The sequence below is a fragment of the Pseudomonas gingeri genome, assembly GCF_013385425.1.
GTDB lineage: Bacteria > Pseudomonadota > Gammaproteobacteria > Pseudomonadales > Pseudomonadaceae > Aquipseudomonas > Aquipseudomonas gingeri_D.
Map to the genome: position 1 here is coordinate 359,252 of NZ_JACAQA010000018.1, position 14,381 is coordinate 373,632.

Sequence of the window (14,381 nt, forward strand, 5' to 3'; positions counted from 1 at the left end):
GAATGCTGAAGGTGCACACGCCCATTCAAGATTCATGCAGATTCGCAATCGGGACGGGTAAAGCACAAGCCTTTGGCGCCGGAATAATGGCCAAAAGCTACATCCGCGTCGCTTTCAGGATGGTCGAGGTCGATTCGGTGCCGCCCAACAGACGGAAGAACTTCTGCGCGCGCAGGTCCGAAGCATAGGCCACATTTATCCTCAGCCAGTCACTGTTTTTACCTTGCGGCATAAAGGCGTCGCCCGGTGCCAGCAGCACCCCCAGCTTGCGGGCCCGGGCCAGGACTTGCGCCAAGGGGTAGCCCGGGCTGCGGGCCCAGATGAACATGCCGCCGGCGGGCTCGGTGAACACTTCCCAGCCCGCCCTCTCCAAGGTGTCCAGGGTGGTGACCCGCTCCACGCTCAGGCGCTGGCGTAGCCGTTGCACCAGCTTGCGATAGGTGCCATTGGCCAGCAGCATGGCAACCACACACTCGGCAAAACGCGAGGCGCCGAGGCTGGTGATCATCTTCACTTGCGCCAGGCGCTGGATCAGTTCGCTTCGGGCACGGACGAATCCGACCCGCAATGAACTGCTCAGGGTTTTCGAAAAACCGCCCACGTAGATCACCCGCTGGGCACTGTCCAACGCGGCCAGTTGTACGCCGGGCCCGCTTTGCAGATCGCTGTAGATAGCGTCTTCGACAATCAGGAAGTCATGGGCCTGGGCCAACTGCAACAACTGCGTGGCCACCGCCAGGGTCAGGCTGGTACCGGTCGGATTATGGTAGAGGCTGTTGATGAACAGGCAACGCGGTCGGTACTGCTGCAACAGCCTGGATAACTGCTCCATGTCCGGACCGGACTGCGTACGCTCCACCTCCAGCAACTTGACGCCTTGCAGCGCGAGCAGTTTGTACAGATTGGCGTAGCCTGGTGTTTCCACCAGGACGCAGTCACCCGGCTTGAGCAGGTGACGCACCAGCAGGTCCAGCGCCTGGGTGACGCCATGGGTTGTCAGTATCTGCTCGGGTGCGCAGGCGATGCCCTTTTGCGTCAGGCGCTTCTGGATCTGTTGACGCAACGCCAGCAGCCCCTGGGGCGTGCTGTAGCTGAACATCCCGTGCATCTGCGTACGACTGACCTGGCGAATGGCATAGGCGATATCATCGCTCTCGCGCCAGCTTTCGGGCACCCAACCGCAGCCCAGCTTCAACTCGCCCAGAGGGTGCTCGCTGAAGGCCCCCCACTCCGCCTCCAAGCCTTCGTACCACTGCCGCTCGCCGTTGTCGCCGGCATCACCGTGGGCATCCGAGACAATAAAGGCCGAGCCGTTGCGCGGTGTCAGCACGCCCTGCGCCACCAGGCGCTGGCAGGCTTCGAGGACATTCGCCTGGCTGAGGGAGTTGTCCTTGGCCAACTGCCGAACCGATGGCAGGCGAGTCCCGGGACCCGCGCGCTGGCAGCGGATCCACTCGATCACGGCGTTGACGATTTGCTGCACGACGGGGACCAGCGCCTGCCGATCAATTTCCAAATCCATTCTGTTTGACGCTCCAACCCATTGTTATTTCTCGTTAAACAGTTAAACACAAAAGCCCGGGGGTCTTGCTTGCACAAAAAGCCTCTTCCCCCCGCCCTGGAAGGCCCGCCCGCCGGGCCCTGAAGACACCGACTGACGCGCGAGGGCGAATGTACCGACCGGATTTCCAACACCGGCGGACATAAAAAAACCCGCCATTAGACGGGTTCCTTGCAAAGGGGCTACGAACCGGGGCGAAGCGTGCGACAACTCAAATCGCGGTGGCTCCGCCGTCCACGGCCAGGGCGTGACCGGTGGTAAAGGCGGCACCGTCGCTGCACAGATAAAGCACCGCGCTGGCGATCTCCTCGACCTTGCCGATGCGCCCGACCGGATGCATGGCCGCGGCGAACTCGGCTTTCTTCGGATCGGCCTCATAGGCACGACGGAACATATCGGTATCGATCACTGCCGGGCAGACGGCATTGACGCGGATTTTCTTCTTCGCGTACTCGATGGCCGCCGACTTGGTCAGGCCGATGACGGCGTGCTTGGAGGCCGCGTAGATGCTCATCTTCGGTGCCGCGCCCAGGCCCGCCACCGAGGCGGTGTTGACGATCGCGCCGCCGCCCTGGGCCAGCATCAGCGGCAACTGGTACTTCATGCACAACCAGACGCCTTTGACATTGACGCCCATGATCGCGTCGAACTCATCCAGGGTGCCGTCGGCCAGCTTGCCTTTCTCGATCTCGATACCGGCATTATTGAAGGCGTAGTCAACCCGCCCATAGGCGTTCACCGCTTGGGCCATGAGGTTTTGCACATCGGCTTCCCGGGTGACATTGCAACGCACGAACACGGCATCGCCGCCCGCGGCGCGGATCAGCTCGACCGTGCCCTCACCGCCGGTAACGTCGAGGTCGGCAACGACCACCTTCAGGCCTTCGGCGGCAAACGCCTGGGCGGTCGCACGGCCAATGCCGGCCGCCGCGCCGGTCACCAGGGCTACCTGGCCGGAAAACGTCATGCTCATGGTTATGTCCTCAATGCAATACGAATGGGCTGCTGTGCTCTCAGTCTAGCCAGCGCGGCAACCGCCGCGGCAGCACTATCAGAAGCCCGGTTAATGGCTTATGCGTTGCAGTGATAAGGTTATGGGGACTTTCATCATTGAAGTGGATCACGCCCTATTCGCCTTGCCTGCAAAACTTGCTGTCTGCGCGATGAGGGTCTATCAACAAGACTTCATTGATCTTCGAGTGCCTGCCATGACCACCCAGAACAATCGCCAATTCCTGCTGGCCAAGCGCCCGGTCGGCCCTGCGACCCGCGAGACCTTCACCTACCAGCAAGTGCCGGTGGGCGAGCCGGGAGCGGGCCAGATCCTGGTCAAGAACGAATACCTGTCCCTGGACCCGGCCATGCGCGGCTGGATGAACGAGGGCAAGTCCTACATCCCGCCGGTGGGCATTGGCGAGGTGATGCGCGCCCTGGGTGTCGGCAAAGTCGTGGCGTCCAACCACCCGGGCTTTGCCGTCGGCGACCATGTCAACGGCGCCCTGGGGGTGCAGGATTATTTCCTCGGTGAGCCGAAGGGCTTCTACAAGGTCGACCCGACACTGGCGCCGCTGCCGCGCTACCTGTCCGCCTTGGGCATGACCGGCATGACCGCCTATTTCGCCCTGCTGGATGTCGGCGCGCCGAAAGACGGCGAAACCGTGGTGATCTCCGGTGCGGCCGGCGCGGTCGGCAGCATTGCCGGGCAGATTGCCAAGCTCAAGGGTTGCCGGGTGGTGGGGATTGCCGGCGGCGCCGAGAAGTGCCGGTTCCTGATCGACGAACTGGGCTTCGACGGGGCCATCGACTACAAGAGCGAGGATGTGGGCGCCGGCCTGAAACGTGAATGTCCGAAAGGCGTGGACGTGTATTTCGACAACGTCGGCGGCGATATTCTCGACACAGTGCTCACTCGCCTGAACTTCAAGGCGCGCGTGGTGATCTGCGGCGCCATCAGCCAGTACAACAACAAGGAAGCGGTGAAAGGCCCGGCCAATTATCTGGCGCTGCTGGTCAATCGCGCCCGCATGGAAGGCTTCGTGGTGATGGACTACGCCAGTCGTTTCGCCGCGGCCGGACAGGAAATGGCCGGCTGGATCGCCAAGGGCCAGCTCAAGAGCAAGGAAGATATCGTCGAAGGCCTGGAGACCTTTCCGGAAACGCTGATGAAGCTGTTCAGCGGGGAGAATTTCGGCAAGCTGGTGTTGAAGGTTTAAAGCAGGGCCGTCTCAGGTAGAACGCATCGCGAGCAATCGGGCATGCGCCGGTTGCTCGCGATAAGACCTTATCAGGCCAGTTCGGCCACTACCGCCGCCAACGCCTGGGCCGGATCGGCCGCCTGGCTGATCGGGCGACCGATCACCAGATAATCGGAACCGGCATCCAGGGCCTGACGTGGGGTCAGGATACGACGCTGATCGTCCTGGGCGCTGCCCGCAGGACGAATCCCCGGAGTCACCAGTTGCAAGCTCGGATGGGCACTCTTGAGCGCCGTGGCTTCCAGGGCCGAGCACACCAGGCCATCCATCCCGGCCTTTTCCGCCAACGCCGCCAGACGCAATACCTGCACCTGCGGATCGACATCCAGGCCGATACCGGCCAGGTCCTCGCGCTCCATGCTCGTCAGCACGGTCACGCCGATCAGCAACGGCTGCGGGCCGCTGCGCTGATCCAGCACCTCACGGCACGCCGCCATCATGCGCAGGCCGCCGGAGCAATGCACATTGACCATCCACACGCCCATCTCCGCCGCTGCCTTGACCGCCATGGCCGTGGTGTTGGGGATATCGTGGAATTTCAGGTCGAGGAACACCTCGAAGCCCTTGTCACGCAGGGTGCCGACAATTTCCGCCGCGCAACTGGTGAACAGCTCCTTGCCGACCTTGACCCGGCACAGTTTCGGGTCCAGTTGATCGGCCAGCTTCAGGGCGGCGTCACGGGAGGGGAAATCCAGGGCGACGATAATAGGCGTCTGGCAGGCGGACATGGGCGGGCTCTCTGGCAAGTCGAAATCGGCGCGCATTGTAGCGGAACCCGGGGCGGACCGGGACCCGGTGATCGGTAAATCTAGTCCCGATGCGCCATAAATGCCCGAGCTCGCACCAAAGCAAGTCGTAACCTTGGCGAACATCGGCGAAACGTCCTCGATACGACAGCTTTTCGCGGATAACGACGCGATCCTGGCGACTGGCACGTCCACTGCAATCTCCTGAACCGAGCCATATCCAAACCGTTCAGGGAGAAAACGTATGAACACACAACTCAAGCCCACGCTGGGCACACTGCACCTGTGGGGCATCGCGGTCGGACTGGTGATCTCCGGGGAGTATTTTGGCTGGAGCTATGGTTGGGGGACCGCCGGCACCCTGGGCTTTCTCATCACCACCTTGCTGGTGGCGACCATGTACACCTGCTTCATCTTCAGCTTCACCGAACTGACCACCGCCATTCCCCATGCCGGTGGGCCTTTTGCCTATAGCCGCCGGGCCTTCGGTGAACGTGGTGGGCTGATCGCAGGGATCGCCACCCTGATCGAGTTCGTCTTCGCCCCGCCGGCCATCGCCATGGCCATCGGCGCCTACCTCAACGTCCAGTACCCGGATCTCGACCCGCGCCTCGCCGCCGTCGGTGCCTATGTGGTGTTCATGGGCCTGAATATCCTCGGCGTCAGCATTGCCGCCACCTTCGAACTGGTGGTGACGGTGCTCGCGGTGGCCGAGTTGCTGGTGTTCATGGGCGTGGTCGCGCCGGGCTTCAGCTTCAGCAATTTCGTGCTCAACGGCTGGTCCGGCTCGAGCACTTTCAGCATCGACTCGATCCCCGGCATCTTCGCCGCGATCCCCTTCGCGATCTGGTTCTTCCTCGCCATCGAAGGCGCGGCCATGGCCGCCGAAGAAGCCAAGGACCCCAAGCGCACCATTCCCAAAGCCTATGTCGGCGGCATCCTGACCCTGGTGTTCCTGGCCCTCGGCGTGATGGTGATGGCCGGCGGCGTCGGCGACTGGCGCCAGTTGTCGAACATCAACGACCCGTTGCCCCAGGCGATGAAAGCGGTAGTGGGCAGCAACTCCAGCTGGATGCACATGCTGGTGTGGATCGGCCTGTTTGGCCTGGTGGCGAGCTTCCACGGGATCATCCTTGGCTACTCGCGGCAGTTCTTCGCCCTGGCCAGGGCCGGTTACCTGCCCGCCTACCTGGCCAAGCTGTCACGCTTCCAGACCCCGCACCGGGCCATCATTGCCGGCGGCCTGATCGGCATCGCGGCGATCTACAGCGACGGCCTGGTCAACCTGCAAGGCATGAGCCTGACAGCGGCAATGATCACCATGTCGGTGTTCGGCGCCATCGTGATGTACATCATCAGCATGCTCAGTCTGTTCAAACTGCGTAAAACCGAACCCAATCTGGAACGCAGCTTCCGCGCACCGGGTTATCCGATCGTGCCGGGGATCGCGCTGGTCCTGGCGGTGGTGTGCCTGATCGCGATGGCCTGGTTCAACACCCTGATCGGCCTGATCTTCCTCGGTTTCATGGCCGCGGGCTTCCTCTACTTCCTGTTGACCGGGCAATCGCGTGCCGCGGCGCCGGCCGATGCGATGCTGACCGGGCTTTAAGGGCTATTCGGATCGATCGGGCTTACAATGGAACCACCGAGAAATCTTTTGACTCGAAGTGGTAAGGGCCGACCTTGCGGATGAAATGCTCATCCGCAAACGGCCCATCTAGGAGAACCTTATGCCCTGGTATGCCTGGCTGATCATCGTCGTCGCCATCGGCTCCATCGTCGGTGGACTGATGATGTTGCGCGACACCGCAAACAAAGTGGAACTGACTGACGAACAGCGTCGGCGCGTCCAGGAACGAAACGCAGAGATGGACGCCCAGGACGCCAAGGATCGCTGATCGTCCATTCCCCCTGGTTATTTCTCCCAGTCCGCCTTGGCGATATGCAAGCCATGCAGGCCTTTATAGGCGGCTCGCTCAGGCGAACTCCAACCTTCGAGCAGTGACGACTCCAACCGATAGACCTCCACCCCCAACGGGCGACAGACGCTGAGCGGGTCCTGGGCTTCAGGGCCCCACATCGGCAGCGAAAGATCACCGCCCGGGCAGGTGGACAGCGCACACAGCAGATCGATTTCAGCGAAAAACTCCAGGTAATCGCCCTTCTGCGCCGGGCAGGCCTTCATGAAATACATGTCGTCGTGATTGAGCCCAGTGCACTGGAAGATATTCAGTACATCGTGGACATCGAATTCGGTCAGGCCATACGGCAGGACGGCGCGGGTCAGGTTCGAGTGACAGTGATGATGGAAGTCTTCCCCTGTCAGCATCTTGTTCACATACGGATCACAGCGCGTCCCCAGAAGATCATGCAGACGTCCGCCATGCTCGTCGATCCCGTAGCCGGCCAAGCTATCGTCGGTAATGGTAACCAGCGGACGGAGGAACGGCAGGTTCGACCAGAGCCGGTCATGGGTGCTGACATGGGCGCCTTGCAACTGACGGGTGCGGGCCGCCCAGAGACGCTCGCGCGGGTCGTTGGCATTCCAGACGTTGAAGTCACCGACCTGTGGGCCAACCGGCGTGGTCACCCGGAAGACGTGGCCGGCCGGCACCTTCCAGGCCCGCCCGGTACGAATTGGCACCTCGAACTGTTCGATCAGCGTACGAGCGCTCTTTTCCTCGCGAATGCGCTGGTAAAACGCGGTATCCACCTGCAAGGCCGAGCCTTTGCTGACCTGATAGGCGGCGGGATAGTCTTTGTACATGCTCAAGATCCTCGATCAGTGATGGGAAGGACGGCTTAAAAAGTCGAGCAGCATCTGCTCGGAATCGTCGAGGTACAGGCTCATCGCCTCCCCGGCGGCGTGCTTGTCACCTTCGGCAAGCAGGTCGTGGATATAACGGTCACGCGCCAGCCAGGGCGCTTGGAAACGCTGCTCATCGGGAGCCGAACAAAACACCAGGCGCAACTGCGCAACGATATTGGTAAAAAACTCGTCGAACAGCGGACTGCGCATCAAGCCGACGATATGTTGATGAAACGCCAGGCTGTGGGTGCCCAGGGCCCGCCAATCCTCGCGCTCGCGAGCCAACTCGGCGGCCTCGATAGACTCGAGCATGCGGTCGGACTGGTATTCGCGCAGGGGTTTGCTCAGGGCGATGGCCTGCTGCTCCAGGGTGCGGCGCACCTGGAACAGATCACGCACCTCCTCGACGCCCAGGCGGCGCACCATCACGCCCTTGTTCCGGACGTAACGCGCCAGGCCTTCCTGGCCGAGCCGATGGAGCGCCTCGCGAATCGTGTTGCGCGAGGCGTTGTAGGTATTGACCAGATCGTTCTCGACCAGCGGCATGCCCGGTAGCAGGCGACCGCCGATGATGTCGGCGCGCAGCTCCAAGGTAATCTGGTCGGCCAGGGACAGTTGTGTACTCATGATCATCACCTTGGATTGTTCAACAATCGTAGAGCAATGGGTAATCACTATTCATGCCAGATCCTTGGTTTCGACTTTTCCCCATTAGCGGTATGCGCCCTTGAAAAAACATGACAAATCGCCTACATGTCACGGTTATCATGGCTTAACGATTCGGAGAGCCCGCCATGCGGTATTCACAAGACCACAAAGCCCAGACCCACGAACGCATCATCCGGGAGGCCGCCGCACGCTTCCGACGTGACGGTATTGGCGCGACCGGCCTGCAACCCTTGATGAAGGCGCTGGGGCTGACCCATGGTGGCTTCTACGCGCACTTCAAATCCAAGGATGAGCTGGTGGAGAAGGCGTTGCAGGAAGCGGCGGCCGAACTGGATGTGCATTGCGATACGCTGTTCAGCCAGGACAAGCCGTTGCAGGCCTTCATCGACAGCTATCTGTCCGAGTGGCACCTGACCACCCCCGATCACGGCTGCCCGCTGCCGACCATGTGCCTGGAGCTGGGACAGCGAGGGGAGCCGAGCCCGACGACGGATACAGTGATCGAGTCGCGGCTCAAGCAGGTCGAAGACGCACTGGGGTCAGGGCCGGACGCGCAGGATCAGAGCATTGTCATGCTGGCGACGCTGGTGGGAGCCCTGGTGTTATCCCGAAGTGCCGAGGACGAGACCCTGGCACAAAAGATATTGGCGGTAACGAGAGCACACTTGAAGGATCAGGTGGAGTAAAACGCCGCTTTACGCCCTGAGAAGAGGCCGATCACTGGAAAGGCCTCTTCATCCCGCCGGAGCGTATTCAGTTGATATCGAGCTTGTCGCGATTTTTGTCGAGCAACGACTTGCCGATGCCTTTGACTTCGAGCAACTCATCCACCGACGAGAATGGGCCATTCGCCTCACGATAGGCGACAATGGCCTGGGCCTTGGCCTCGCCTATGCCGGAGAGTTCGTGCTGGATGGTTTGGGCATCGGCGGTGTTGAGGTTGAGCTTGCCGGACGTGGCGCTTGCCGCCGGGCTTGAGGCGGCAACAGACGAATCGGTCTTGGCGGGCGCGGTCGGCGCCGCATTGACCACGCCGGTGATACCCAGCAGCAGGGTGAACGCGAGGGAAGAGAGAAAGCTTGTACGCATAAGTGACACTCCATGACATCGTAAGAGGAAAGCAGCTTTTCCGAAGCTGCTTTCCAAACCTAGATGATGGGTCTCTCCTGTCAAAAATCACGTCATTACCAAGTGTGTAACGATCAGGGATCCATACGGCGCTGCTGGTAAATCCAGTCGACAATCTCACCGTCGGGGGCGTAACCGCTTACGGTATCGCGCAACACTTGCCGTACACGAACGTAATCATCGCCCTCAACGGCGGCCATCAATTCATACAGCCTGGACTTGAGTGCATCCCATGAAAGCATATCTTCATGGGCACTCATGATCATCGGATGCTCGGTCGCTTCGACGTTGTCACCGATCAGCAACTCCTCGTAAAGCTTTTCACCAGGCCGCAACCCGGTGAACTCTATCGCGATATCACCATGAGGACTCTTGTCCGTGCGCACACTCAAGCCGGAGAGATGGATCATCTTTTCAGCCAGTTCGACAATCCTCACAGGCTCGCCCATATCCAGAACAAAGACGTCGCCGCCCTGCCCCATCGAGCCGGCCTGAATGACCAACTGGGCCGCCTCTGGAATAGTCATGAAGTAACGCGTGATCTTCGGGTGGGTAACGGTCAGCGGCCCGCCTGCTTTTATTTGCTTGTGGAACAGGGGAATGACAGAGCCCGAGGAGCCGAGCACATTGCCGAAGCGGACCATGGTGAAGCGGGTCTTGTTCACTCGCGATATATTGGCCTGATCGCCAAACAACACCGGAGCCAGCTCACGACTGAGGGCCTGGAGCGTCATTTCAGCCAGGCGCTTGGTACTGCCCATCACATTGGTTGGACGCACCGCCTTGTCGGTGGAAATCAGCACGAAGTTGGCAACACCCGACTGCAAGGCGGCTTGTGCGGTGTTCAAGGTACCGATCACGTTGTTCAGTACGCCTTCGGCGATATTGTGCTCAACCATCGGAACGTGCTTGTAGGCCGCTGCATGGTAGACCGTCTCGACATGCCAGGTTTTCATAACCGAAAGGAGCTTGTCCTGGTTACGCACGGAACCCAGGATCGGTAGCAAACGCACCGACAACGACTCTCGAACAACCCGCTGCTCAAGCTCGGAGAGGATGCTGTAGAGATTGAACTCGCTGTGCTCGTAAAGCAGAAGCGTGGTAGGACGAAGCGTCAGAATCTGTCGGCAAAGCTCGGAACCGATTGAACCGCCAGCCCCCGTCACCAACACCGAACGCCCCCTGATGCAGCGCTCGAGCAAATCTTCCTGAGCGGGAACCGTATCGCGCCCGAGCAAATCCGCGATATCGACTTCCTGGATATCGTCGACCTTGACCCGTCCACTGGCCAGGTCCATGAAACCCGGCACACTTCGAACATGCAGTGGATAACCTTCCAACAGGGCGAGTATTTCACGACGTCGGCCACGGGAGGACGACGGAATCGCCAGGAGTATTTCCTGCGCGCCCGTGGCATCGATCATTTGCTGGATATGCTTGGGCTTGTAGACTTGCAAGCCAGCAATATTGCGGTCGGCAATGCCGCTGTCGTCATCGATAAAAGCAACAGGCCGCATGGCACGCCCCATACGCAACGCGACAACCAGTTGATTCCCCGCCGAGCCGGCTCCGTAAATGGCGACCTTGAGCAGACCATCATCACGATTGGTGAACGGCATATGCTGCGCGGTACCAAACCAGTCACCGAGGAAGTATTGGCGCATGGCAAGCCGTAGCCCACCCACCATGACCAGGCTCAGCCACCAATAGTTAAAGATGATCGAACGCGGAACAACCACCTGATGGTTGCTATAGAGATAGACAACCACCCCAAGGATCAGCGCCGAAAGGCTCACTGCCTTGACAATGGTGATCAACGCGTCATTGCCGAAATAACGCATCACCGCCCGATAAAGGCCGAATCGAATGAAAAGAGGAATGGCGACAACCGGAGCGGCAATAAATAGCCAGCGGTGCTGGGTAAATGGATTGATCAGGTCACCCACCCCCAAACGCACGACAAACGCCATCCACAGCGCTGCCCAGACCATGACGATATCGGTGAGCACCTGCAGAACGCGCTTCTGTCGGCGCGGAAGACCTACCAAATAGGCTCGTATCTTATCCATAACCCCTCTATAGCTTACCTGCAAAATATCATCGTCCTGGATCGACCATCACCCAACCCTGCTACAGGCCAGGACAGATTAAACAACCTTCTCCAACTCACCCGCATGAAATCTGACAGCAATAAACACCAAAGGAGCATAGGCCAACAACATACCGGTGAGACCGTCCACCACAGACAAGCCAACACACAAGCCGATGGGCAACAACCAGACAATATTGATCCCGAGTACAGCCAGGGTCACGGGTAAATGACGCCCTACCTGACGCGAGGCAAATTGATAGGCGTGGCTGCGATGGGCCTCATACACCTTGTCTCCACGGAGCAGTCGACGTCCTAGCGTAAACGTCGCATCGACGATAAATACGCCCAGCAAAATCAACCAGACCCACAGCAAATGAGGCGAATGCCAAGCGGCATGGAGAGAAAGCCCTCCCAGCATGATGCCTAGAAAACCGCTGCCTGCATCGCCCATGAAAATGCGTGCGGGTGGAAAATTCCAATAAAGAAAGCCGGCAACGGCCATTGCCAGGCACAACGGAGCCCACGCCAACCTCTCATACCCGCCCAGCTCATAGACAAGACAAGCACCGAGGCACACAAAAATAGCCTCGACACTGGCAATCCCGTCAATTCCGTCCATGAAATTATAGAGATTAAGCATCCACACCAGGTAAAAAGCCGCGAGGATATGCCCCAGCCAGCCCAAATTGACCTCCGCTCCAAACAGATTGAAGGCGGGGGCGCCGCCCAAGCAAAGCAGGATCCAAACGGAGGCGGAAAAATGAGCCAATAGGCGCCAACGAGCCGCTATATGCCCATGATCATCGAGAAACCCCACTATCGCGACAACGCTACCGGCTGCAAAAAGCGCCCAAAACACCGACCCGGGCATCATGCCCAACCAGACCAGAACCGGCAATGCGATCAGGAAACCGAGCACGATCGCCACACCGCCCCCCCGCGGCGTCGCAACAGAATGTGAACTACGCCCATTGGGGACATCCATCAAACTGCGAGCCAACGCATATCGGCGTAATGCACCGGTCAACAATAATGAGGAGACCAGTACGAACACGCACAGCAGCAAAATCATCATCTAGTTCAAAATTCCTGAAACATTGGCCACAAACAAGCCAAGGTAAAGAGCGAAGCCCGCGAACTCAATCCGCTATTCTACGCAACATCGCAATAGCGCGTCAGGCTCTGCCTGCCTGCAAAAGGCATTGGAAGCTCGCGGTCGGTGTCGAATCGCCCGTAGCCATGTGATGAGGCCAGCCTTGCCATAAGCCGCTGGCCGTCGAGGTGCCGAGTCTCAAGGTAAGTCTGTATCGCTCAGTTCAAAGGGGCGGGGCAGGAAAACGAATGGGCATTAAGCCTCGGAATGATCAAACACCAGACCCTCAACCATTCGTGAAGCCATGGCGCAGGAAAAATGTCGATAACGAGGCAGGCAACTCGCCATTGAAATGGCCAAGCTCAAAAAAAACCACCGGAATGCTGACGGCTGATCGATGAAAACAGTGATCTGCGCCAGACAAGCCGGCAGGCGCTCGACTATCGCTACGACTTTTCAAGGATCCAGGCGTTCCGCCAGGAGAATCTGTGGAGCACGCGCTTTTCATCAACCCACTTGCTCTCAGATGCTCGTGCAGGTGCCCTCCCCTGTTTCAGGTCACTGACTGATTGCAGTATATTGCCACCCGGCCGATATAAAACTTCATGACGTATTCAACGGACCGCCCCTTTATGACCGACGCCCCCCCTCCCACTTGTGATGTGGCACGCCAGTCAGGTGACACCGGAAGACCGCCAGCAGTTGCTGAGGCAGAAGCCGATCACCCTCTGGCTGACCGGCTTGAGCGCCTCGGGGAAATCGACCCTGGCCTTTGCGTTGGAACGACGTCTGCTGGATAAGGGGCAACTGTCTTTCGTACTGGATGGCGATAATGTTCGACATGGGCTTAATAGCAATTTGGGATTCAGTGCCGAGGATCGCGCGGAAAATATCCGCCGTGTAGCAGAAGTGGCGAAATTGATGAACGACGCGGGGCTCATTGTCATCGCAGCCTTTATTTCGCCTTTCACCCAGGATCGTGCACTAGCCCGGGCAGTCATCGGCGCTGAGCACTTCCGCGAAGTCTATGTCAGTACCTCATTGGGGGTCTGCGAATCCCGCGACCCGAAAGGTATGTACAACAAGGCCAGATCGTGCAGCCTGCTGAATTTCACCGGAATTTCTTCACCTTATGAAGCCCCCGAACAGCCACACTTGAGGATCGACACCCAAAACGTGAGCCTGGGCGTCGGTGTGGAGCAACTGCTGGCTTTGATCAACAGCTCGTATTAAACACCGGACCGCGCCGCCGGTTGGGGAGATGCTTCGGTGCCAGCTTTTGGGGGGAGCGCTTCGGCGTCAACCCAAGCAGCGCACTTGAGTGCGTTATCCGGCGCAGTGCGCTGGCTCACACATTGGAATTTATCAACTACGGAGACAACGAATAGTGGATTTTCCGAAGAGCGTGCCGAACGTCGGTTTGGTCGGTGGGAAGTTTGTAGATGAGAATCTGGTGACAGATAAGCCCGGATCGTTGATCACGGCTCAGTGGGGTAATGCGGTTACCGCTGAGATCCTGGGTGTAATTAATGAGGCTGGGCTGACGCCCGATGAAGGCGATAACGGGTAGTTAAGGAAGGCTATTTGGATATTGTTTCAAAGACAAAGCCAGCCGCCGAGACGGAAACGACGGCGGGTTTAGTTAAGTTGTCCAGCGAAGCCCTGGTAATTGAAGAGGTCGACGACACAACTGCGGTCACACCGAAGAAGCTTCTGCAGAAATTCGCGGCTTATATCGGGCCGGCAACAGAGCCCGCTTTCGGTTGGGTCAAGGTCGCAACGCAGGTGCTAACAAATGCTGGTGTCGATGATTCGACGATGGTCACACCGAAAAAACTAGCGACTGCTGTCCGGGGGCAGACTCTGACTGCCTTTACAAGGGCTGGCGCTGCGCCTTCTTTCACGCTGTCCCCTGTGCCCGCAATCACTGCATACGCAGTGAACCAGCGCTTTCAGGTGACGTTCAACGCCGCAGGAACGGCTCCGACGCTGAACGTGTCTGGTGTTAGGCTCTGTACGAAAACCTTC

The 14,381-nt window shown here is 59.2% G+C and carries 13 protein-coding genes and 2 pseudogenes; 7 read left to right on the top strand and 8 right to left on the bottom strand.

What is annotated here, in order from left to right:
• Positions 1-97: 97 nt before the first annotated feature.
• Entirely contained in the window at positions 98-1,522 is a 1,425-nt protein-coding gene (locus tag HX830_RS21870; RefSeq protein ID WP_177102555.1) for an aminotransferase-like domain-containing protein, read from the bottom strand.
• Between the two features lie 250 nt (positions 1,523-1,772).
• On the bottom strand, positions 1,773-2,534 hold the full coding sequence (locus HX830_RS21875) for an SDR family oxidoreductase (RefSeq protein WP_177102557.1): 762 nt from the start codon (positions 2,532-2,534) through the stop codon (positions 1,773-1,775).
• A gap of 235 nt (positions 2,535-2,769) precedes the next feature.
• On the opposite strand from HX830_RS21875, the gene HX830_RS21880 reads away from it, so the two are divergent.
• Positions 2,770-3,774: an NADP-dependent oxidoreductase gene (locus tag HX830_RS21880; protein WP_103497383.1), complete on the top strand. Its 1,005-nt coding sequence runs from the start codon at positions 2,770-2,772 to the stop codon at positions 3,772-3,774.
• A gap of 71 nt (positions 3,775-3,845) precedes the next feature.
• Here the strand turns inward: HX830_RS21880 and pyrF are convergent, their stop codons facing one another.
• A complete protein-coding gene (gene pyrF, locus HX830_RS21885; protein WP_177102559.1) occupies positions 3,846-4,544 on the bottom strand; it encodes an orotidine-5'-phosphate decarboxylase in 699 nt (232 codons plus the stop codon).
• Between the two features lie 262 nt (positions 4,545-4,806).
• On the opposite strand from pyrF, the gene eat reads away from it, so the two are divergent.
• Positions 4,807-6,171, top strand: coding sequence for an ethanolamine permease (eat, locus tag HX830_RS21890; RefSeq protein ID WP_152737280.1), 1,365 nt, complete (start codon positions 4,807-4,809; stop codon positions 6,169-6,171).
• A 121-nt stretch (positions 6,172-6,292) separates the two neighbouring features.
• Complete coding sequence (locus tag HX830_RS21895) at positions 6,293-6,460, top strand: DUF2897 family protein (RefSeq protein WP_103495866.1); 168 nt, start codon at positions 6,293-6,295, stop codon at positions 6,458-6,460.
• A gap of 17 nt (positions 6,461-6,477) precedes the next feature.
• Here the strand turns inward: HX830_RS21895 and HX830_RS21900 are convergent, their stop codons facing one another.
• Both HX830_RS21900 and HX830_RS21905 read right to left on the bottom strand, forming a co-directional pair.
• On the bottom strand, positions 6,478-7,329 hold the full coding sequence (locus HX830_RS21900; RefSeq protein WP_177102561.1) for an urea carboxylase-associated family protein: 852 nt from the start codon (positions 7,327-7,329) through the stop codon (positions 6,478-6,480).
• Between the two features lie 15 nt (positions 7,330-7,344).
• Positions 7,345-7,998, bottom strand: a complete 654-nt coding sequence (locus tag HX830_RS21905; RefSeq protein ID WP_177102563.1) for a GntR family transcriptional regulator — start codon at positions 7,996-7,998, stop codon at positions 7,345-7,347.
• A gap of 167 nt (positions 7,999-8,165) precedes the next feature.
• Between HX830_RS21905 and HX830_RS21910 the strand changes: the two genes are divergently transcribed.
• A complete protein-coding gene (locus HX830_RS21910; RefSeq protein WP_177102565.1) occupies positions 8,166-8,726 on the top strand; it encodes a TetR/AcrR family transcriptional regulator in 561 nt (186 codons plus the stop codon).
• 67 nt (positions 8,727-8,793) lie between these two features.
• Here HX830_RS21910 and HX830_RS21915 read toward each other — a convergent pair whose 3' ends face one another.
• From HX830_RS21915 to HX830_RS21925, 3 genes are all read right to left on the bottom strand, one after another.
• Entirely contained in the window at positions 8,794-9,129 is a 336-nt protein-coding gene (locus HX830_RS21915) for a ComEA family DNA-binding protein (RefSeq protein WP_177102567.1), read from the bottom strand.
• A 113-nt stretch (positions 9,130-9,242) separates the two neighbouring features.
• The gene (locus HX830_RS21920; RefSeq protein WP_177102569.1) at positions 9,243-11,237 is read right to left on the bottom strand and encodes a polysaccharide biosynthesis protein; all 1,995 of its coding nucleotides are present in this window, start codon (positions 11,235-11,237) and stop codon (positions 9,243-9,245) included.
• A 78-nt stretch (positions 11,238-11,315) separates the two neighbouring features.
• The gene (locus HX830_RS21925) at positions 11,316-12,335 is read right to left on the bottom strand and encodes an MraY family glycosyltransferase (RefSeq protein ID WP_177102571.1); all 1,020 of its coding nucleotides are present in this window, start codon (positions 12,333-12,335) and stop codon (positions 11,316-11,318) included.
• A gap of 678 nt (positions 12,336-13,013) precedes the next feature.
• On the opposite strand from HX830_RS21925, the gene cysC reads away from it, so the two are divergent.
• The 3 genes and pseudogenes from cysC to HX830_RS21940 form a co-directional block, all read left to right on the top strand.
• Positions 13,014-13,586, top strand: a complete 573-nt coding sequence (gene cysC / locus HX830_RS21930) for an adenylyl-sulfate kinase (protein ID WP_177102574.1) — start codon at positions 13,014-13,016, stop codon at positions 13,584-13,586.
• Positions 13,583-13,741: pseudogene (locus tag HX830_RS21935) on the top strand (phage tail protein); the annotation flags it as partial. The gene cysC and the pseudogene HX830_RS21935, both read left to right, overlap by 4 nt.
• Positions 13,742-13,937: 196 nt before the next feature.
• Positions 13,938-14,381 (top strand): annotated as a pseudogene (locus tag HX830_RS21940) (hypothetical protein); the annotation flags it as partial.